Raw genomic sequence first — 20,475 nt, 5'->3', positions numbered from 1 at the left:
TTGCACGGCGGCGGCGAGCTTGCGAAATCACGAGCATGAACTTCAAGATCGAGAAACGCGTCGGCGTCCGCGCCCCTTCGGACAGGATCTGGGAGGTCATCGCCGACCTGCCGGGTTGGGATCGCTGGAATCCGGTCGAGAAAGCCGCCTCGGGCGCCATCGCCTTCGGCGGCGTGATCACCCTGACCGAGGCCATCGAGGGCCTGCCCGAACGTCAGGTCACGGGCCGCGTCGCCGATTGGCAGCCCAACGCCCAGTTGGTCTGGACCGAGAAGCGCGGCTTCCTGTTCAACGTGGTCCGATATTACGAAATCGAGGAGCTGGAACCCGGCAGCTGCATCGTCGCCAACGGCTTCATCTTCTCCGGCTTCATGGGCGAAGGCTTCCACGACAAGCACAAGAAGAAGATCAAGACCGCGTGCGAGGCCATCGGCGAGGCGCTGCGGACGACGTCCGAGGCCGGCTAAGCCCTACTCCTGCTCGCTGGGCAACTGCTGGCCCTCTTGCGAGGCCATGGTGTCCTGGATCTTGATGATCGCCGGGCCCAGGATGACGGTGAACAGCACCGGCAGGAAGAACAGGATCATCGGCACGGTCAGCTGGGCCGGCAAGGCCGCGGCCTTCTTTTCCGCCGCCGACAGGCGAAGTTCGCGGTTCTCCTTGGCCATGGTGCGCAAGGCCGACCCCAGAGGCGTGCCGTAGGTCTCGGCCTGGACCATGGCGGTGGCCACGGCCCGGACGCCCGGGTGATTGGTCCGTTTGGCCAGCCCCTCATAGGCCATCCGCCGCTCCGGCAAATAGCTCAGCTCGGCCGACAACAGGGCCAGTTCCTCGGCCAGGGGAATGGAGGTCGACCCGATCTCCTGGGACACCTTCACGATCGCCGCCTCGATCGACATACCGGCCTCGACGCAGATCAGCATCAGGTCCAGCGCGTCGGGGAAGGCCTCCATGATCGACTGCTTGCGCTTGGTGATCACGTTCTGGAGGAAGATGTTCGGCCCATAGAACCCGGCCACGGCCGCGCCCATCATGATCGCCAGACGGATCATCAGCGGCTGGCCGAAGTCGTTGATCAGACTCAGGTACAGCGCCGCCGCGAAGAACAGGATGAACGGCATGGCGAAACGGAAGAAGTAGAAGGTCGTCAGCGGACGCGGCCCGCGGAAGCCCGCCTGGCTCATCTGCTCGACGACCTTCGGGTCCTCCAGCATCTTGGTCAGGTTCAGCCGATCGACGACGGTCTTCTTGAACCCGTCGTCGGTGTGTCTCAGGCCGCCCTGCCCGCCGGCGATGGCCTGGCGCGAGCGGCGCTTCAGCTCGTCGCGACGCACAGCCACGGCCTTCATCCGACCTTCCAGCTTCACGCCGCTGGTCATCCCGCCGAGCAGGGTCAGGACGGTGGCGAAGACGAGCACGGCGACGAGCCCGCTCATCAGGTTCACCGGATCGACGATGGCGCGCATGATGGATTCCACGGCGCCCTCCTAGAACTTGAACGAGATCATGCGCTTCATCACGAAGATTCCGATCGCCATCCAGGTCCCTGCGATCAGGAGCATGATCTGGCCGCGGAAGTCGGTGAACAGCAGCGACATGTAGCTGGGGGTCGTGATCGAGACCATGGCCATGACCACGGGCGGCATCGAGCCGATGATGCCGGCGGAGGCGATGGCCTCGGACGACAGAGCCTTGATCTTCTCGCCCATGAGGCGGCGAGCGCGCAGCACGCTCGACAGATTGCCCAGGGCCTCGGCCAGGTTGCCGCCCGTCTTCTGCTGGATGGCGATGACGATGGCGAAGAACTTCAGCTCAGGCGTCGGCATCCGCTCGTACATCTTGTCGAGCGCCTGAGCGAGCGTCAGACCCACGCCCATCCCCTCGACCAGTTTCTGAAACTCGGGCCCCAAGGGGGCGGGGCTTTCCTTGCCGATGATCTTGAAGCAGTCGTGGACCGGCAGACCCGTCTTGATGCCTCGAACGATGATGTCGACGGCGTTGGCGAACTCGGCCGAGAATTTCTTCATCCGGCTCTTGGCGATGAAGCCCACGACCCAGCGCGGCAGGCCGAGACCCGCGACCAGACCGGCCCCGAGAGCGATGAAAACATTGGGCCCGAACAGGAAGGCCAGGAGGAAGACGATGACCCCGGTCGAGATACTGACGATGGTGAAGGTCTTGATCGTCATCGAAAGGCCGGCGTGCTTCAGCTTGGCCGCCATGGTCATGCGGGCCTTTCGCTCCTGGCGATCGGCCTCCTTGAGCTGCAGCTCGATCGCCTTGCGACGGGCCTCGGGCGTGTTGGCCTCGGCCTTCTGCGCCTTGGCCCGGGCCGTTTTAGCGGACGGGGTGGTGAAGCCTTGGGCGCGTTTGAGGGCCTGGGCGCTGGAATCGTCGCCGCCGACGAAGGCCCAGCCCAGGCCGCCGATCGTGATGAAGGCCAGGACGGCTGCGAGGATGGGAAGCATCGCCGCCTACTCCGCCGCGTCCAGCGCTTCGGCCAGCTCGCGCTCCAGCCCGTAATAGCGGGCGCGGTCCCAGAAGCGGGGACGGGCGATGCCGGTCGAGCGGTGACGGCCGACGATTTTGCCGTTCTCGTCTTCGCCGGTGATCTCGTAGACGAACAGGTCCTGGGTCACGATCACGTCGCCTTCCAGCCCCACCACCTCGGTGATGTGGGTGATGCGGCGCGAGCCGTCCCTGAGGCGAGCCGCCTGGATGATCACGTCGACCGAGCCGACGATCATCTCGCGGATGGTTTTCGACGGAAGCCCGTAGCCGCCCATGGTGATCATCGATTCCATCCGGCTGATGGCTTCGCGCGGCGAGTTGGCGTGCAGCGTTCCCATCGAGCCGTCGTGGCCGGTGTTCATCGCCTGCAACAGGTCGAAGGCTTCGGGTCCGCGCACCTCGCCGACGATGATCCGCTCGGGGCGCATCCGCAGGCAGTTCTTGACCAGATCCCGCATCGTGATCGTGCCCTGCCCTTCGAGGTTGGGCGGGCGGGTTTCCAGACGCACCACATGCGGCTGTTGCAGCTGCAGTTCGGCGGCGTCCTCGCAGGTGATGACGCGCTCGGTGGGGTCGATGAAGGCGGTCAGGGTGTTCAGAAGCGTCGTCTTGCCCGAACCCGTACCGCCCGAGATGACGATGTTGCAGCGGCAGGCGCCGATGACGCCCAGGACGCGGGCCCCTTCCGGACTGATGGAGGCGTACTCCACCAGGTTCTTCATCGTCAGCTTGTCTTTCTTGAACTTCCGGATCGTAAGGGTCGCGCCGTCGATGGCCAGAGGCGGGGCGATGACGTTGACGCGGCTGCCGTCGGGCAGGCGGGCGTCGCAGATGGGGGAGCTCTCATCCACGCGGCGGCCGACCTGCGACACGATCCGCTGGCAGATGTTCATCAGCTGGGTGTTGTCGCGGAAGCGGACATTGGTCAGCTGGACCTTGCCGTTCACCTCGATGAACACCCGCCCGGCGCCGTTGACCATGATGTCGGCGATGTCGTCGCGGGCCAGCAGGGGCTCCAGCGGACCGTAGCCGAGGACGTCGTTGACGATATCCTGAACCAGATGCTCCTGCTCGGCCACCGACATGGAGACATTCTTGATCGCCACCAGTTCGGCGACGATGTCGCGGATCTCTTCAGACGCGGCCTTGGTGTCCAGCTGAGCCAGCTGGGCCAGGTCGATGGTGTTCATCAGGGCGTTGAAGATCGTCGTCTTCGTGGCGTGGTAGTAGTCGCTCTGCTCGCGGACGATCTCCGCGACGGCCTGGGCCTTCTTCAGCTGTTCGAAGCCGGCGGTCGCTTTGGGGCCGGGTCCGGCACTCGCAGCGGGCGCAGCGGCGGCCTTGGGTCGGGCGGCCAGGGCGTCGAGCCGATCGGCGGCAGGTGATGTCGGGGCCGAGGCCGCGCGACCCCCCGTGTGGGCGAAGGCGTTGTCCGGCGCCGGCGCCTCGGCGTTGAAGGCGAAAGCCTGGGTCTGGGTCCCCTGCGCCGGCTGAGGCGGAGACGCGTCGTCGAACGCCTGCGCCGGCTGTGGCGAGGGCGTCGGCCGAGGTTCGGTTGCGACGCCGCCGGGCTGGGATGTACGCTTGCCGAACACCCGTCAGGTCTTCTTCTTGAACAGGCCGGAGAACATCGACTTGGATTCGCCCTTGGCGGCCTTCCCGGGCGCGGCGATCATGGGCAGTTCGCGGCGCGAAACGATCTGGGCCAGGGTCTGGAAGGCCTCGGCGGCCTTGGACTTGGCGCCGGCGTCCAGGATCATCTGGCCGTTGTTGGCGGCCGCGCCGAACAGCTTGGCGTCGAAAGGGATCGACAGGCTAGGATGGACGCCGAGAGCCGCGCCGAAATCCTTGGCCGGGATTTCCGGACGACCCGGCACGCCGACCTGGTTCAGCACCAGACGCGGCGGCGCATCGTTCGGACGACCCGAGCGGATCAGGTCGATCATGTTCTTCGCATTGCGCAGCGAGGCCAGATCGGGCGTCGCCACGACCACGACCTCGTCGGCCGAGATCAGGGTCTTGCGCATCCAGCCGGTCCAGATGTGCGGCAGGTCCAGCACCACGAAGGGCGCCGTGCCGCGGATCTGGGCGGTGACCTCCTCGAAGGCGTCCGGGGAGATGTCCCAGTCGGCGTCGAGCGTCGCCGGCGCCGCGAACAGCGACAGCTTGTCGGTGCAGCGGACCATCATCCGGTCCAGCAGGACAGCGTCCAGACGGTCGGGCTGGCCCAGCGCCTCGGCGATGCCCGAGAGCGGATCCTGATTGAAGTCGAGGCCGGCCGTGCCGAACGGCAGGTCGTAGTCGACGATGACGGTGTTGGCGCCGATCCGCTCGGACATCGCATAGGCGGTGTTGTGGGCGACCGACGACGCACCCGCCCCGCCGCGCGCGCCGACGAAGGCGATGGAGCGGCCGACGAACGGCTGGGCCGGATCGGAGAACAGTCCGCCGATGGCCGCGATCAGTTGCAGAGGCTGGATCGGGGCGACCAGATATTCCGAGACGCCGCGCTTCATCAGCTCGCGGAACAGGATGATGTCGTTGGTGGCGCCGATAACGACAACCTTGGTGCCCGCGTCGCAGACCTCGGCCAGACGATCGACTTGCCACAGCAGGGTCTGCGGATCGTCCAGGCATTCGACGATGATCAGGGGAGGCGTGGGCTCGTGCGAATAGGCCTCGAGCGCGCCGGGGATGCCGCCGACGTGGATCTGGGTCGTGGCGCGCGACATGCGCCGATCCTGACCCGCGCGCTCGGCAGCGGCCAGGGTGTCCTGACGCTCGCCGAAGACGTGGATGGCGATGCGCGGAACGGTGACTTCGTTCTGCAACCCGCCGAGCTGGGGCGTCAGGGCCGCCGATGCGACGGCCGTCAGTTCGCCGACGGGGTTGTATCCCGCGGGCGCTCCAACCGCAGTCGCCGACAGGCTTACCGGCTGAGCCATGACTGCGCCGCCTTGCGCCGGCGGCGCACCGACCGGAGCGGTGAACTGCAGCGGTTCGCGCGGATTGATATCCGCGTCCGGTGACGCCGCACCCGTCGGCATGAAGTCCAGGTCGGCGTCGAACTCGTCGTCGAGATCGTCGAAGGGGCGTGAGGCGAAGGCGTTGGTCATGACCGGTCAGTCCACCGCATTCGAAACGCGGTCGTCCGCGACCATCTGTTCGCGGTTGGCCGAGGTCTGCTCGCCCAGCCGGTATTTGTCGAAGACCACCGAGCGGCGGGCGGCGCTGCCCGGCTGCACGGCTCGCGGCGAGACGATGTCGCGCGGATCGGCGATCTGGGCGGCGAGGTTGGCGTTCACGGCGCAACCGAAGTTGGCGTAGCCGGCATTGGTGCCGGTCCGGCCGAGATTAGTCCAGCTCGTTCCGCACTGCGGCACAGCTGCACGAACGGTGTCGAACCCGACCAGGACGGGTGCCCTGGGGTCCGGCGCGACATAGGTCACCAGACGCACCTGGTACGGTGGCACGCCCTGAGATTCGAGCTCGCTCTTGATCGCCCATGCGGCGCTGGACGAGAGGGGGTCGTCGCCCGACGGCGCCTCGACCGTCAGCATCTGCGCGCCTTCGCTGGCGAAACGATTAACCATGTCGCGCAAAGCCAGGGCCTGGTTATCCGACAGGCCCGTCTCGTGCACGGCCAGCGCGACGCGATCGATCCCCGGCTCGACCTGCAGGGCGAAGCGTGAGGTCGGGGTCAGGGGAACGGGGCCGGATCCGGCGGCGCCGCTGCACGCGGCCAGGGGGGCGGCCAGCAGGACCGCCGAGGCGAATACGATCAGGGAAGAACGGGTCATGGCGACGCTCACTCGATCACATAGCCGACGGGGCCCTGCCATCCGGCCGATGGCGAGGCGGCCGGGACGGGGGAGCCGTATGTCTGGTTCAGTTGGCCGAAGAAGATGGTCTGGGCGTCGTGGGCGATACGCAGGCCGTCGGCGGGCGTCTGCATCCGGCCGGGCGAGGTCGGGCTGACGATATAGGGCTCGACGATCATCACCAGTTCGGTCTCGCCCGACAGATAGTCACGCGATCGGAACAGGCCGCCGAGGATCGGCAGGTTGGTCACGCCGGGCAGCGAATCAACCGTCTGGCGGGTGCTTTCCTGCAGCAGGCCGGCGATCATCATCGATCCGCCCGACGGGATCTCGACCGTCGTGGCCGACCGACGCACGCCCAGACCCGGCAGGGTCAGAGACGAGGCGGTACCCGCGCCCACCGTCAGGCCGCCGCCCGCCTGCAGCTCGGAAACCTCCATCGAGACCTGCAGCGAGATATTGCCGCCCGACAGGACGATCGGACGGAAAGCCAGGCTGACGCCATAGGGCTTGTATTCGATGGTGATGTTGCCGTCGCGGTCGCGACCCACCGGGATAGGGAACTCGCCGCCCGCGAGGAAGCTGGCGCTCTCGCCATTCACCGCGGTCAGGTTGGGCTCGGCCAGGGTGCGGATCAGACCGACACGCTCAAACGCCTGAAGGCAGGCGGCCGCGTTATTGCCGGTGACCGTATCGTAGATCGTCGAGGCGAGGCCCGTGACCGCGTTTGTCACGGTGCTGCCGAGTGTGTTCGTCAGGGTGTTGCCGAGGGTCCCTGTCACTGCGTTGGTGAGGGAGGTTCCGACCAGCGAGTAGTCACCGGGCTCACCTTCAACCCCCACCTGGGTCTGGTTGATGTTGGTCGTGCCGCTGGTGTTGGTGGTGGTCGAGCCGTTGGTCACGGTGTTGGTCGTGCCATTGGTCGTGTTCGAACCGGTTCGAACCTCGTTTGTGTAGTTCGTCGTCCGGGCGCGATCCTGGTTGAAGCAGGCGCCGCCGCCGCCCATGGCCTGACCATTGGCGCCCCAGGTGTTCGATCGGCCGAAGCTGACGGACTGGTTGCCCGAGTTGAACACCACGTCCGAAGACATGCCGAGCTGCTTGATCGCGCTGCGCTGAACCTCGACCACGCGGACCTTCAGCGTGACCTGGTCCGATCCGGCGACGCTGAGCATGTTCAGCACCTTCTCAGGCGCCGAGACGAAGGCGCGGGCGACCGAGACGATGCGTTCGGCTTCCGATGCGCTGGTGACCAGCCCCGTCAGGATGATGCTGTCGTTGACCGCCTCGGCGTGGACCTGAGCGCCCGGAGCGATGCGGCTGAGGGTGTCCTGAAGCGCCGAAGTGCCGGCGTCGACGCGGACCCGCAGCGTCAGGATGGCGCGACCGGCGGCGTCCAGGAAGACCGCGTCGGTCTCACCCGGCGCAATGCCGATGACGGTGATGCGGCGCGGCGAATGCACATTGGCTTCCGCGACGGCCGGGTTCGAAACGATGACGTCCCGCGCATCGGCGGGCAGGTCGACGGCGAAGGATGTTCCGCGCGGCAGGTTGACCAGCTGCGGCCCCGAACCGGCGGCCACGGTCTGGCGCGCGCCATAGCTCTGGGCCGTCACGGGGGCGGCGGCGCCGGCCGCGACAAGCCCGGCGCAGGCCAGGGCGACGATGGTCTTGAAGGTCGGAAGGGTCACGTGGGCGCTCATGGAAGGGTCACCACTTCGGGCTCTCCGCCGCGGAAGATGCGGACTTCGGAGGGGCCTCTTGCGACCGGGGCGGCGCGGGCCACGGACCCGACGCGACCCGAGGGTCCGGCGGTGTCGGCATAGGACCGCAGCGTCAGCGACAGGATGCCCGCCGCCTTGGCCAGGGCCAGGGTCTCGGTGTCGCCGGGCGCGATCTCCAGGGTGGCGGTGGCGCCGACCACGGCCTGCTGGTCGTCCTCGGCGCGGGTCGACTGGTCGATAGCCAGGACCTTGACGTTCTGCAGCACCAGACGGCTGGCGAACTTGGCCCGATTGGCGTCCTCGTCCGAGGAGCTGTCGAGCTCGACCGTCACGATCACATCGACCCGGTCGCCCGGCAGGATAAAGCCGCCTGCGGCGGTCTCGGTCGAGACGGCGATCGACATGGCTCGCATGCCGGGCTCCAGATAGGCGGCCATGTAGCCGCTGTCCCCGGCGCGCACGATCTTGCGGCCGACGATGGGTTCTCCGGCCAGGATCGGTTCGCGAACGACCGATCCAAAATATTCGGACTTGGCCCCGCCGCCGGTCAGTTCCTCGGCGGCGCGGGTGACACGGGCGACCGTGCCCTCCGCCTTTTCAGCGGGTTTGGCGGCTTCGCCTTCGGCGGCGGCCTCAGCCTGGGGAAGGGCCACGGACCCATCAGTGATGAAGGCCGGATTGACCTCGTCGACGGGCCAGTCCTTCCACTCCAGGTCGGCGTCGGTGAGGCGTTGACCCGGCGCCAGATCGCGGGCGGCGACCAGCACCTTGGCCATCGGGCGCGCGGGCTCGGCGGCTGCGGCGAGAGCGACCGGCTCGCCCGAGGACGACCCCATGGCGCGCACGACGAAGGCCAGGCCGATGGCGGCCACGGCGGCGATGCAGATGACGGCGATACGGGCGGGCTTCATCAAGGGTCTCCGGCTAGACCAAGCGCGAATCGTGACGCGGGCGGTCTACCGTTAACGACCATGGCGGCCGCGGGTTAACGCCACCCTAAACCCGCGACGGCCGCTATCCTGCGGCGAACGTGGCAAGCAGCGCGCTGGCCGGGAAGGCCATCAGAGCGCCGGCCGCGATGGCGATGCCGTAGGGAATGTCGCCCTTGGCCTCCAGCAAGGTGTGGACCCAGCCCGGCCCGCCGCTGATGTGATGGGCGAAGTCGCGCCGGGCGACGATCAGGCCCAGCGACAGGACGCCGCCGAAGATCGCCGTCCAGAGAATGAAGGGGAAGGAGGCCGACGGCCCCAGCCACAGACAGGCCGCCGCGATCAGCTTGGCGTCGCCACCGCCGATGACCCGGAGCGCGAACAGCCCCATCCCGACCAGAAGGGCGACGACGGCCACCGCGCCGTGCAGTCCGACGACCTCCAGCGGCAGTCCGACCACCAAGGCGGCCGGGAAGAAGCCGAGGATCAGAGATCCCGACAGCCAGTTCGGGATCTTCATCGTCGTCAGGTCCGACAGGGCGGCCGCGATGACCAGCCCGGGCAAGATGCTGAGAAAGGCGAGGGTGACGATGTCCATGCCGGTATCCTGCACAGCTCAAGTTAAATCCGAGTTGCCGTATGCGGGCGCGGTCGATCGGGTGGACGCCGCCAAAACAAAGGGGCGGCGCGTTTCCGCACCGCCCCTCGATCTCAAGACCCTATTCGGGCTTAGGCGAGCTTGTCGGAAACAGCCTTGAAGGTGCTGCCGAGCTTGGTGCCGACCGTGGTGACGGCACCGATGATGACGACGGCGATCAGGGCCGCGATCAGGCCGTACTCGATGGCGGTGGCGCCGGACTCGTCCTTGACGAAACGCGAAACGAACTTGGTCATGATGTCTTCCTTTTGAAATCTGTGAAGCGAGCTACCGAATGGCTGGGAGGCTCGGTCGCCCGCTTTCCCCCAAACGCAGGAGCATAATCGCCCGGATCGGTTAAAACCGGGCTAGAAGGCGTGGTTACCGACCGGTTTACTGTAAAAACCCGATCCGCAGCCTGATCGGCCCAGCAAACGCGGGCGAAACCCTGCGCCTGATCTCAGGCTTTAGGGTTTGTAGAGGTTTCCGACCGATCTTCGCGCCTCGCCTCGCGCGCGCCCGTGCAGAGTTTCAAGGACACACCGACCATGGCCGGATCGATCGCCGCCCGCCTGCGCCCCGCCCTTCTCGCAGGTCTCCTGCTGGCCGCAGGCGCAGCCCCCCTCAGCCAGGCTCAGGCCCAGACCCTGAATGTCGAGATCGACCGTTCGGCCCGCATCGGCCTGACCGGATCGGCCGCCTCGGTCATCGTCGGTAACCCGGCTATTGCCGATGTGACCGTCGTCGACGCCAACACCCTGTTCGTCACCGGCAAGGGTTATGGCGTGACGGAGGTTGTCGCCGTGGACGGCGTCGGCCGCACCATCTTCCAGGGCGAGATCGTCGTCACCGGCGGCTCGACCGGCTCGGTCCGCGTGTGGCGCGGCGCTCAGGCGACCGAGATGGCCTGCGCCGCCTCCTGCGCCCCCAGCATCCGCAACACCGGCGCCGCCGCCACGCCGACACCCTGATCCATGGCCGGTCTCTCGCTTCCCAGACGCGGTCGGGCGAGAGCCGGTGCTCGACGTGACGGCTCCGCCGCCGTCGAGTTCGCCATGGTGGCCACCCCGTTCTTCTTCATGATCTTCGCCGTGCTGGAACTCGGCATGGTCTTCATGGTCGATTCCGTCCTGGAAAACGCCGTGCAGAAGGCAAGCCGGCTGGTCCGCACGGGCCAGGCGGATACCCAGAACATCTCCGCCGCACAGTTCAAGACCGCCCTCTGCGCCGAGATGAGCGTCTTTCAGGGTGACTGCGCCAGTCGCGCGGACGTCGATGTCCGCGTCCTGCCCGATTTCAGCACCGGCCTTCCCCAGAGCCCGATCAAGAACGGCGTCCTCGACAAGGCCGAGATGCAATACGATCGCGGTGATCCCGGCGACCTGATGCTGGTTCGGGTCTTCTATTCCCAGCCCCTGATCACGCCGTTCATGCAGCAGGCGATGTCCAAGCTGAACTCCGGCGCCGCCGTCATCTCGGTGACCACCGCCTTCCGCAACGAACCCTATCGCGGGCCCAATCCGTGAGCCGTCGTCGATCCGGCCCCGGTCTTCTGCGGCGGTTCGGCAGCGATCTGTCGGGCGCCTCGGCGGTCGAGTTCGCCATCATCGCGCCGGTTCTGATCCTGATCTATTTCGGGCTGGCGGAGTTCTGCCAGGCCTACATGGCGCAGCGCCGGATGGGACATTCGACGTCCCAGGTCGCCGACATCGTGGCCCAGTACCAGACGGTCGACGCCGATCTGATAGACGACACCTTCGCGATCGGCGGACTGGTTCTGGCCCCCTTCTCCGACGCCACCCTGTCGTTGCGCGTCACAGCCATCACGCGGGACAACAACGGCGTGGCGCGGGTCACCTGGAGCCGGGGCAAGGGTAGCCTGGCGAAACGCAGCGGCGTGGTCGCGGTCCCCGCCGGCCTGATCGAGAACGGCGAGAGCATCATCATGAGCGAGGGGGCCTACAGGTACACCTCTACGCTCGGTCAGGTCCTGCCCGGGACGCGGACCTTCAACCACACCTACTGGCTGCGGCCGCGCCTCGTGAACACCATTACCTGCAACAACTGCTAGCCCACGAGCGCCCGCCGGATCGCCGAAATCTTGACCTCGGTTTCGGCCAGTTCCGAGGCCGGATCGCTGTCCGCCACGATCCCTGCGCCTGCCAGTGTCCGGAAAGCCCAGGCCTGCCCCTCGCGCCAGAAGGCGATGGTCCGGATCAGCACCGAGGCCGTCAGCCCGCCGTCCTCGTCCAACACGAACAGACTGCCGCACCACGGCCCGCGCGGCTCCTCATGCGCCGCGATGACCCGCATCGCCTGATGCTTGGGCGCCCCGGTGATCGAGCCGGGCGGGAAGGTCGCCGCCAGTACTTCGGCGGGCCCGACGCCCGGATGCGCCTCGCCGACCACGGTCGAGACGAGGTGATGCACGGTCGCGAAGCTCTCCAGCGCGAACAGCTTTTCCACCGCCACCGACCCCGGCCGGGCCACGCGCGACAGGTCGTTTCGCATCAGGTCGACGATCATCAGGTTCTCGGCCCGGTCCTTGGCGCTGGCGACCAGGTCGGCGGCATTCGCAGCATCCCGGTCCGGGTCCGCATCGCGCGGACGCGTGCCCTTGATCGGTCGGGTCTCGATGCGCCTGTCCGCGGGGTCGAAGGTCAGGAACAACTCGGGAGAGTTGGACACCAGCACCCGGTCCCCCAGACGCCAGAAGGCCCCATAGGGCGCCGCGCCCGCCGCCAGCCGCATGAACACCTCGAACGGATCGGCGCCTTTCCGAAGCGACCCTCGCCAGGCCCGCGCGATATTGGCCTGGAACAGATCCCCCGCCGCGATCCGCGCAACCACGTCCGCCACGGCGTTGGTGTAGGCCCGCTCCGGCTCCTCGGCTTCGAAGACCAAGGCCGGCGACGCGCCGGGCACGGGCGCCGCTGCCCCCGCGATCCAGCCGGCAGCCCTGTCCGCCGCCGCGCTTGCCGTCTTCTCGTCCGCACCCAGCCCGACCGCCGAGACCGACCGCGCCTCATGGTCGAACACAAGCATGGCCGGGTAGCGGGCCAGGGTCAGATCGGGCCAATCGCCGGACGAGGGTCCCCGGTCTCCGGTCGCCGGGCGCGCGCCCGCGTCATAGGTCGCCAGCCCGACCACGAACCGGTCCATCCCCCCGCCTGCCAGGGCCTCGAACGCCCTGCCCTCCTCCAAGCGTTCGGTGACCACCCGGTCGGGCGCGCACGCGACATAGGAGCGCCGCCCGTTGGGCCCGCCGTCGGACAGTAGGCACAGCGCGCCCTCGCGATCGGCCAGACTGGCGGCGACGGCCAGCGGCTCGATCCAGTCGAGCGTCCTGACGACGCGGGCCGTCACGCCGCCAGCCGCTCCGCGATCCGCTCGCGCAGGACGGCGTCGACGCCCAACGCCTGTTCCAGATAGCCGTCCAGCGACCCGTGCCTGTCGTTGATGGAAACGATGGCGGCGTCCAGATAGGCGGCCTCGACCCCCATGAAGGCGACCACGGCGTCGTTGGAGGCCTCGCGCCCGGTGAAGCCCTTCAACTGTTCGGCGATGGCCGGCGCCCGGCCGATCAGGTCCACGGCCGTGTTGGTCAGCAGATAGTCCTCCATCAGGTCGTCGTGATGGACGCCGACGAGGTGATGGGTCAGGGCCGCCAGCATGCCGGTCCGGTCCTTGCCTGCCGCGCAATGGATCAAGACCGGCCGATCGGTTTCCCCAAGCGCCTGGAAATAGCGGGCGAACAGTTCCAGGTGGGCGGGCGCGAAGGGCAGGTCGCGATAGAGGCCGGTCATGAAGGTCCGGCCCGAATCCGGGGTCAGATCGGCGGTCTTGAGAAAGGTGATGTGCGGCGCTTCACCCCGTTCATCCAGGTCGCTCTCGAGCACCTGGCCGGTGAAGCCCTCGGGGCGCTTCGAGGGCTGGCGACGCCGCTCGACCGGCCGCCTCAGATCGACAACGGTCCCCAGATCGAACGCCGCCAGCCGTTCAAGGTCCGCCTCGGATACCGAGGCCTGGTGGGCCGAGCGGAACAGCCTTCCCGTCTTCAGCGCCCGACCGGCGGCGGTGTCGTAGCCGCCGTAGTCGCGGAAATTGTCGAGCGCGTCGAAGGCGTGGATGCGGGAGGTCATATCCTTCCTATAGGGGGTTTCAGCGCGGCCCGACCAGCCCGGCCATGGCGTCCAGATAGGCCACGAAGGCCTTGCGCCCAGGCTCGGTCATGGACGCCTCGGTCAGGGGCTTTCGACCCACGAACCGCTTGGTGACGGCGACGAACCCCGCCTCCTCCAGCTTCCGCAGATGAACCGACAGATTGCCGTCGGTCGTCTGCAGCCGCGCTTTCAGCGTGCCGAAATCCGCGGTCTCCACTCCGGACAGAGCCGCCATGATGCCGAGGCGGACCCGTCCGTGGATGACGTCGTCGATGCGGCCGATATCGAAATCGTCCGACATGCTCAGGCCCGCTTCGCGGCGCGCATCAGCAGGTAGCCGGGCAGCGCCATCAGCAGATAGAGGGCTGCGGCATAGGCCAGATACTGGGCGGTCGAACTGGAGAGCAGAGCCAGAAGCGGCGCCGCGACGAAGGATCCGATGGCGAGGAACCACAGGTTCCGCTGACGCAGCACGGTCGCCGAAACCGCCCAGCCCATGCCGTAGAAGGCGATGATGAAGGACGGGATCACCAGGGACCACTGCGCCATGTTCGCCTCGCCGGTCCGTCCGACATCAAGCAGCATGAGAGACGTGAACAGCGAGAAGATGCCCCAGCCCAACGCCTGCCAGACGCTGCCGAAGGCGCGGTTGGCGGCCGTGTAGGACCCGCCCTGCGACTTCAGTCGGCGGGTCAGGATGATCAGGGTGGTGAAGAAGACCAGAAGAGCGACGCCCCAGACGACGCCATATCCGGAGGAACTGACGGGGAGCAGACCCGAGATGATGGCCCAATGCGCCAGGCTGGCCGTGCCCCAGATCAATCCTGAAGCGCACAGGATGGAGCCACCCTGCGGCGGGGTGCTGGCCCCCTCGGCGGCCAGATTTCTCAGCCAGGCGATGTCGGCGGTGTCGCTGCGCGGGTCGGTCATGTTTCGACTTTCGGTCTGAGGTTTCAGCGCTGGCGGCCGGTGGCCAGGGTCGGCGCCGAGGCTGTGGAAACGGGTTCGATAAGCTTCAATCTCACAAAAACTTTGTGTTGTAAAGTGCTTTTTAAATGGCGGGTGCGGACCGCGATCCGCTCGGCTAGATGAGCTCATGGCCCCGACCTATCATTCCATCGCCTACGCCGGTTTCGAGGTCGCCAACCCGGTGACCCTGGACGCCATCTCGGCCCTGGTCGCCCGCACCGCCCTGCCGCCGGGCTCCAAGGCGCTCGACATCGGGGCGGGCGCGGGCGGGGTCTCGGTGGCCCTGGCGCGAGACTACGGGCTGGGCGTCCAGGCCATCGAACGCTATCCCGACATGGCCGAGATGATCCGCGATCGGGCCGAGGCGGCCGGGGTGGCCGATCGGGTCACGGTCGTCGCCGAGGGATCCGCCACGGCGCTGGACCGCCTCGCTCCCGCCGACCTGATCGTGGCGCTGGGCTCCACCGAGCCGGCCGGACCCGGCCTCCGCTCGGCCGCCGACATCTTCAACGCCCTGGCCGCCCGACTGGCCTCTCCGGGCTGGCTCCTGTGGGGCGACCTGACGTGGAAGGGCGAACCGCCCCAGCCTCTGCGACAGGTAATCGCCGCCGCAGGCGACTATGCCACGCATGAGGGATGGCTGGAGGCGGCGGAGGCGGCAGGGATGACCGTCGTCTCGGCGGAGATCGCGCCGGACGCCGACTGGGACGCCTTCTTCGGCGGCGCGGATGCGCGGGTCCGCGACTGGCTGGACGCCAACCCCGACCACCCCGCCGCGCCTTCGATCCGGCAACGCGCGGACCTGTCCAAGGCGACCTTCGACTTTGGCCGGCCCTATCTCAGCTTCGGCCTGTATCTGTTCAGGAAGGGGTAGGGCCTCCACCCGTCATCCTCGGATAATATCCGAGCCTGACGGAGACGGAGAGGGAGGCCACGCGACTCCAAAATATCTGCGGCAGAGTCGACAGAGTCGACAAAGTCGCGCCCCGAAAGACCCCCGCTCGTGATGTCAAAGACCGGCTGTCAGTGTCTCACGGTTTCGAGGGGCGCCTGACATAAACCGCTCCGTCAGCTCGGCCCCTTGTTTGCAAAGAAGAAATCCGGGCCTCCTTTGCCAACTTCGAATGACAGGCCCCCTCCCCCGAGGGAGAGGGTCGCGCTTATCGGAACGGCGGCTCGTCGAAGGCGCGCAGCTTCCGGGAATGCAGGCTGGCACCCTCGTTGCGCAACAGGTCGATGGCCTGGATGCCGATCTGGAGGTGTTCGGAAATCGACCCCTCGTAGAAACGGTTGGCCTGCCCCGGCAGCTTGATCTCGCCGTGCAGAGGCTTGTCGGAGACGCACAGCAGGGTCCCGTAGGGCACGCGGAAGCGATAGCCCTGGGCCGCGATGGTCGCGCTTTCCATGTCGATGGCCACGGCCCGGGACTGGTTGAAGCGAAGCGCCGACTTGGAATAGCGCAGCTCCCAGTTCCGGTCGTCGGTGGTGACGACCGTGCCGGTGCGGAGGCGGCGCTTGACCTCTTCGCCCGGAGCCCCGGAGACGGCCTTGGCGGCGTCGTAGAGGGCGCGCTGGACCTCGGCGATCGAGGGGATGGGGATGTCCGGCGGCAGGACCGCGTCCAGCACGTGGTCGTCGCGCAGATAGGCGTGGGCCAGGACGTAGTCGCCGATGGTCTGGGAGGGTCTCAGGCCGCCGCAGTGGCCGATCATCAGCCAGGCATGTGGCCGGGTGACCGCCAGGTGATCGCAGATGGTCTTGGCGTTCGACGGCCCCACCCCGATGTTGACCAGGGTGATGCCGTTATGGCCCGGCGCGGTCAGGTGATAGGCGGGCATCTGGTGCTTCTTCCAGGCCGCGTCCATCACCGCATCGGCATCGGCGGTGTCGCGCGTGATGACCACTCCGCCGGCGCACGACAGGGTCTCATAGATGCTGTTCGGGTCTTTCAGCTGTTCCACGGCCCAGCGCACGAAGTCGTCGACGTAGCGGTTGTAGTTGGTGAACAGGATGTAGGACTGGACGTCCTCGACCGGGGTTCCCGTGTAGTGGCGCAGACGCGCCAGCGAGAAGTCGGTGCGCAGCCCGTCGAACTGCGACAGCGGGAAATCCTGATCGAGGTCGAACAGGCCGTCGGAGATCTCGTCGCCGATATGGGCCAGGTCGGTGGTCGGGAAGTATCGCGCGATGGCCGCCGTCTGGGACGGGTTCAGCACCACGTCCGAGCCGTCGAGCACATAGGGGAAGGGAATCTCCTGCTCCGACGGCCCGACCTCGAAGGTCACGTCGTAGTCCTGCTGAAGCAGGGTCAGCTGCTCCATCAGATAGGGGCGATAGAGGTCGGGCCGGGTGACGGTGGTCGAATAGACGCCCTGGCGCGACATCCGGGCATAGGACCGGATCGGCAGATTGGTCGGGCGGTCGCCGAACCAGCTGATCGTCAGCGATGGGTAGGAGAAGAGGCCCGCCGCGCGGGCCTGGGGATCCGCCTTCTCGCCGGTGGCGAGGAAGGTGCGCACCGCTTCACGCAGGCTGGCGACGGATTCAGTGTAGAGGGCTTCGAGGCGGTCCAGCGCCTCGGGCGCGCCCAGCGCCCCTGTTTTCTGTTCTGTCATGACTTCCTCTAGCCGAGGTTCATGGCGCTGGCGAGACAGCCACGCTTCATCTTGTGTGAGCGAGCGTTACCGGGATCAGCCCAGATTGCGATGCAGGAAGGCCGAGACATCGGACAGCACCGGCGCCTTCTTGCGGAACAGGGGCGAGAAGGTCGCAATCAGATCCTCGTGGCTCAGGCCCGGATAGAGCTTGGCCTCGCATCGGCCGCCGAGCTCTCTCATCCGCGCCTCGAGGAGGACGGTGTCCTCGTCGTGGACGATGACATCGGCCGTTCCGTGACCCAGCCACAGGGGCGGGGCGTCGGCGCGGGCGAAATGCAGGGGCTGGGTCTGGACCGGGTCCGGCGCCTGACCGAAGGCATTGATGGACGACGCCACGTCGAAGGGCAGGAAGTCGTAGGGACCGGCCAGACCGGCGGCGGCCTTGATCAGGTCTGGCTTGCCGACGGCCTGCATGTACCGACGATCCAGGGTGATCATCATGGCCAGGTGGGCCCCGGCGGAATGGCCGATGACGGCGAGGCGGGCAGGATCTCCGCCATGGGCCGACACCACCTCGGCAGCCCGGGCGGTGGCGGCTGCAGCGTCCTCGATGAAGACCGGGAAGACGACCTCAGGGACAAGGCGATAGTCCGGGACGGCGACGACGAACCCCTGCGCCGCCAGAGCCTGGGCCGCCCATCCGTAGAGGTCCTTCGACCCGGAATCCCAGCCGCCGCCATAGAAGAAAACCAGCACCGGCAGGGGCGAGGTCGGGCTCGCGCCGTCGGGGGCGTAGATGTCGAACCGCTGGCGCGGGTCGGGGCCGTAATCGACATCGCGCGCGACGCGCCGGACGCCCCGGTCTCGCGGACCGAGGGTGTTCAGCATTCCCAGTGGACTACAGGCGGCGGCGAGCGATGCGACGACGGCGCCGAGCGCAGGGGCGAACAGGCCTCTTCGGGTCATGGATGGGCGGCTTTCACTGACGGATCGGGCTCAGATACGCTGTCGCCCGTCATTCGGCCTCACCGCGCATTGGCGATCAGGGCGCCGCAGTTGGCGTCCTCGGCCAGGCCCGGGTCCACGAAGGCGAACAGGGTCGCGATCGGTGCGACCACGGCGGCCAGCAAGCCCGTCAGGCCGGCCTGGGCGACCAGTTGCCCCGTGTCCACACCCACGCTCGGCGCCGACAGATGGCCGCGCACGAGGATGGGTGTCCAGAGCCGAAGCAGACGCGGCTTCTTGGACTGACCGTCGATTTTCAGGTCGAGGGTCTCGGTCCCGAGGTTGATCGTCCCCGAGCCCTGGGCCAGGACCACGTCGGTGTCGACGACGAAGGTCTTGGCCCGGGCGATGCCGTTCGAGACGTCGAAATCGGCCACGCCGCAGCGGATGGGGCTGCGCGACTGGTCGCCGCCCAACAATTTCAGCAGGCCCGCGCTGGCGTTGACGCCCAGCAGTTCGGCGAAGGCCGCACGCAGCTCGCCCTGGGGCACCACGAGGCTGATCGAGCCTTTCGACGCGGCGGCGAAGCGGTGGATCGACGCCCCCTGCCCTTCCAGACGCGCCCGACCCAGAGCCCGGCCGGTGACCGGAGCGACGCCGCCCGTCGCGGGCACGATCGATTCCAGCGGATAGCCGGACAGGCGGAAGTCGATGGCGCTGTAGGGGATGTCTCGGGTCGCGTTGATCCTGGCCGTTCCGTTCAGCTCGCCACGATTGAAGGCGAAGGAGACGGGATCCAGATCGAGAATGCCGTCTTCGAGCACCGCACCCAGATTGACTGTGCGGACGTCCATGTCGTTCGCCTTCACGCTGGCCGCGCGATAGGTCAGGGTCCCGTCCATGGTCCGGAGGCGATCGACCTGGAGCGTCGCGTCGGGCAGCAGCATGGCGGGTCCGGCGCCGGAGGAAACCACAGTCGTCTGGGTGCCGGCTTCGTTCGTCCGGGTCTCGGCGCCCAGGATGGCAGCGAGGTCGTCGATGTCGAGCCGCTGGGACGCCAGCTGCGCCTCGACCCGCAACCGCTCGCCCGCCTCGACACGCACATCGCCCGACAGGTCCGACGCCCCCACCCGGCCCGAAAAGTCGTTGAACGTCCAGACCGCGTCGTCGCGCGCCAGGGCGCCCGACAACCGGTAGGGCGGCGTGCTCGGGAGGGTCACCCCGGTCAAAAGGTAGAGGTCGTTCAGATCCTGACCCTGAAGGCTCAAGGTAGATGTGAACCGCCCCAGATCGAACGGTCGTGTGATCGAGCCGTCCGCCACAAGCCGCGAGCGCGCGCCCGCCAGCGTCGCCTGGAAGCCATAGGGCCGGTCGCGGCGGATGTTGATGAAGGGGCCGCCCTCGATCCTGAGCGTCAGGGGCGATCCGTTGATGGAACCCTCGCCGCTGAGCAGGAAGCCCGACTGCCCATCGTCGGCACCGGCCGCTTCGCGGGCCGTGACGGCGGCATCCAGGGTGATGTCCCGGTCCTGGGCGTCCACCGACACGCGCCCATCTTGGATGATCAGCTGATTGATGAGCGGAAACTTCATGCCCTCGCCGGTGTCCGGCTTGTCCGGCTCCAGCTCCCAGCTCTGGCGACCGTCCTCGGTCGAGATCAGCACCAGGTTCGGCCGCGTGATCGACAGCAGCGGCATCTCGATCTGGCCCGCGAAGAGCTTGCGCAACCGCAAGCTGGCCTCGATCCGTTCGACATTGGCGGTGTCGTCTTCAAGCGCCCAGTCGGGGCCGCCGAACTTGAGGTCGCGGACGATCACCGAGGGCGTCCAGCTGAACAGGTTCACGTCGAGGTCGCCCTGAAGCGCGATCTCGCGGTCGTATTTCGCCGAGGCCCAGCGGCCGACCGGTCCTCTCAGCCAGTTCCAGTCGAACAGCATGAGGAAGACCACGACGGCCAGAACCAGCAGGAGCGTCACTGAGGCGGCGATCTTTTCCGTCCGGCCGGGGCGGCGAAAGGATCCGTAGACGGGATCCTTGTCCACAACCCAGTCGCGCCATTCGCGTACGCGGTGTCCGGCCGGGACCAGGGCGCGGGTGCGCAGCTCCTGCCAGTTCGACGGCAATTTCAGCGAGTTGGGGAGAATGCGCTTCACGAGGGATCACAACGCGCCAGACGCCG

General features: G+C 67.4%; 21 protein-coding genes. 5 read left to right on the top strand and 16 right to left on the bottom strand.

Going from position 1 to position 20,475, the window contains the following annotated elements:
* The first annotated feature begins 35 nt into the window (after positions 1-35).
* Complete coding sequence (locus tag ACW171_RS13925) at positions 36-467, top strand: SRPBCC family protein (RefSeq protein ID WP_492093971.1); 432 nt, start codon at positions 36-38, stop codon at positions 465-467.
* A gap of 3 nt (positions 468-470) precedes the next feature.
* Here ACW171_RS13925 and ACW171_RS13920 read toward each other — a convergent pair whose 3' ends face one another.
* The 9 genes from ACW171_RS13920 to ACW171_RS13880 form a co-directional block, all read right to left on the bottom strand.
* Positions 471-1,466, bottom strand: a complete 996-nt coding sequence (locus ACW171_RS13920) for a type II secretion system F family protein (RefSeq protein ID WP_492096636.1) — start codon at positions 1,464-1,466, stop codon at positions 471-473.
* A gap of 21 nt (positions 1,467-1,487) precedes the next feature.
* Positions 1,488-2,468, bottom strand: a complete 981-nt coding sequence (locus ACW171_RS13915) for a type II secretion system F family protein (protein ID WP_492093969.1) — start codon at positions 2,466-2,468, stop codon at positions 1,488-1,490.
* Positions 2,469-2,474: 6 nt separating this feature from the next.
* Positions 2,475-4,106, bottom strand: coding sequence for a TadA family conjugal transfer-associated ATPase (locus ACW171_RS13910; RefSeq protein WP_492093967.1), 1,632 nt, complete (start codon positions 4,104-4,106; stop codon positions 2,475-2,477).
* A gap of 3 nt (positions 4,107-4,109) precedes the next feature.
* A complete protein-coding gene (locus ACW171_RS13905) occupies positions 4,110-5,627 on the bottom strand; it encodes a CpaE/TadZ family protein (RefSeq protein ID WP_492093964.1) in 1,518 nt (505 codons plus the stop codon).
* 6 nt (positions 5,628-5,633) lie between these two features.
* On the bottom strand, positions 5,634-6,311 hold the full coding sequence (locus tag ACW171_RS13900) for a CpaD family pilus assembly protein (RefSeq protein WP_492093962.1): 678 nt from the start codon (positions 6,309-6,311) through the stop codon (positions 5,634-5,636).
* An 8-nt stretch (positions 6,312-6,319) separates the two neighbouring features.
* On the bottom strand, positions 6,320-8,035 hold the full coding sequence (locus tag ACW171_RS13895; RefSeq protein WP_492093960.1) for a type II and III secretion system protein family protein: 1,716 nt from the start codon (positions 8,033-8,035) through the stop codon (positions 6,320-6,322).
* Positions 8,032-8,967, bottom strand: a complete 936-nt coding sequence (gene cpaB / locus ACW171_RS13890; protein WP_492093958.1) for a Flp pilus assembly protein CpaB — start codon at positions 8,965-8,967, stop codon at positions 8,032-8,034. Before cpaB ends, ACW171_RS13895 begins: the two co-directional genes overlap by 4 nt.
* Positions 8,968-9,070: 103 nt before the next feature.
* Entirely contained in the window at positions 9,071-9,583 is a 513-nt protein-coding gene (locus tag ACW171_RS13885) for an A24 family peptidase (RefSeq protein ID WP_492093956.1), read from the bottom strand.
* Between the two features lie 131 nt (positions 9,584-9,714).
* Positions 9,715-9,879 (bottom strand): Flp family type IVb pilin, encoded by a 165-nt coding sequence (locus ACW171_RS13880; protein ID WP_492093954.1) that lies wholly within the window; start codon positions 9,877-9,879, stop codon positions 9,715-9,717.
* Between the two features lie 291 nt (positions 9,880-10,170).
* Here ACW171_RS13880 and ACW171_RS13875 point away from each other — a divergent pair, with 291 nt between their 5' ends.
* The 3 genes from ACW171_RS13875 to ACW171_RS13865 are packed head-to-tail and all read left to right on the top strand — an operon-like array spanning position 10,171 to position 11,693.
* The gene (locus ACW171_RS13875; RefSeq protein ID WP_492093952.1) at positions 10,171-10,593 is read left to right on the top strand and encodes a pilus assembly protein N-terminal domain-containing protein; all 423 of its coding nucleotides are present in this window, start codon (positions 10,171-10,173) and stop codon (positions 10,591-10,593) included.
* A gap of 3 nt (positions 10,594-10,596) precedes the next feature.
* Positions 10,597-11,148, top strand: a complete 552-nt coding sequence (locus ACW171_RS13870) for a TadE/TadG family type IV pilus assembly protein (protein ID WP_492093950.1) — start codon at positions 10,597-10,599, stop codon at positions 11,146-11,148.
* Positions 11,145-11,693: a TadE/TadG family type IV pilus assembly protein gene (locus ACW171_RS13865; RefSeq protein WP_492093948.1), complete on the top strand. Its 549-nt coding sequence runs from the start codon at positions 11,145-11,147 to the stop codon at positions 11,691-11,693. The genes ACW171_RS13870 and ACW171_RS13865 overlap by 4 nt, the downstream gene beginning before the upstream one ends.
* On the opposite strand, the gene ACW171_RS13860 is transcribed toward ACW171_RS13865, so the two are convergent.
* The 4 genes from ACW171_RS13860 to ACW171_RS13845 are packed head-to-tail and all read right to left on the bottom strand — an operon-like array spanning position 11,690 to position 14,715.
* Positions 11,690-12,988, bottom strand: a complete 1,299-nt coding sequence (locus tag ACW171_RS13860; protein ID WP_492093946.1) for an anthranilate synthase component I family protein — start codon at positions 12,986-12,988, stop codon at positions 11,690-11,692. The two genes, ACW171_RS13865 and ACW171_RS13860, sit on opposite strands and share 4 nt — an antisense overlap.
* The gene (locus ACW171_RS13855; protein WP_492093944.1) at positions 12,985-13,764 is read right to left on the bottom strand and encodes a tyrosine-protein phosphatase; all 780 of its coding nucleotides are present in this window, start codon (positions 13,762-13,764) and stop codon (positions 12,985-12,987) included. Before ACW171_RS13855 ends, ACW171_RS13860 begins: the two co-directional genes overlap by 4 nt.
* Positions 13,765-13,783: 19 nt before the next feature.
* Positions 13,784-14,086 carry a winged helix-turn-helix domain-containing protein gene (locus tag ACW171_RS13850; protein WP_492093943.1) on the bottom strand — a complete coding sequence of 101 codons (303 nt, stop codon included), beginning with the start codon at positions 14,084-14,086 and terminating at the stop codon, positions 13,784-13,786.
* Between the two features lie 2 nt (positions 14,087-14,088).
* A complete protein-coding gene (locus tag ACW171_RS13845) occupies positions 14,089-14,715 on the bottom strand; it encodes a hypothetical protein (RefSeq protein ID WP_492093941.1) in 627 nt (208 codons plus the stop codon).
* A 166-nt stretch (positions 14,716-14,881) separates the two neighbouring features.
* Here ACW171_RS13845 and ACW171_RS13840 point away from each other — a divergent pair, with 166 nt between their 5' ends.
* Positions 14,882-15,628, top strand: a complete 747-nt coding sequence (locus ACW171_RS13840; protein WP_492093940.1) for an SAM-dependent methyltransferase — start codon at positions 14,882-14,884, stop codon at positions 15,626-15,628.
* 286 nt (positions 15,629-15,914) lie between these two features.
* Here ACW171_RS13840 and ACW171_RS13835 read toward each other — a convergent pair whose 3' ends face one another.
* The 3 genes from ACW171_RS13835 to ACW171_RS13825 form a co-directional block, all read right to left on the bottom strand.
* A complete protein-coding gene (locus tag ACW171_RS13835) occupies positions 15,915-17,369 on the bottom strand; it encodes an AMP nucleosidase (protein ID WP_492093938.1) in 1,455 nt (484 codons plus the stop codon).
* Positions 17,370-17,444: 75 nt separating this feature from the next.
* The gene (locus tag ACW171_RS13830; protein ID WP_492093936.1) at positions 17,445-18,317 is read right to left on the bottom strand and encodes an alpha/beta hydrolase; all 873 of its coding nucleotides are present in this window, start codon (positions 18,315-18,317) and stop codon (positions 17,445-17,447) included.
* A gap of 59 nt (positions 18,318-18,376) precedes the next feature.
* Complete coding sequence (locus tag ACW171_RS13825; protein ID WP_492093935.1) at positions 18,377-20,449, bottom strand: AsmA family protein; 2,073 nt, start codon at positions 20,447-20,449, stop codon at positions 18,377-18,379.
* Positions 20,450-20,475: the final 26 nt, after the last annotated feature.

Source organism: Brevundimonas sp. FV1ye28, assembly GCF_058681135.1.
This window is presented reverse-complemented; position numbering and strand designations above follow the sequence as displayed.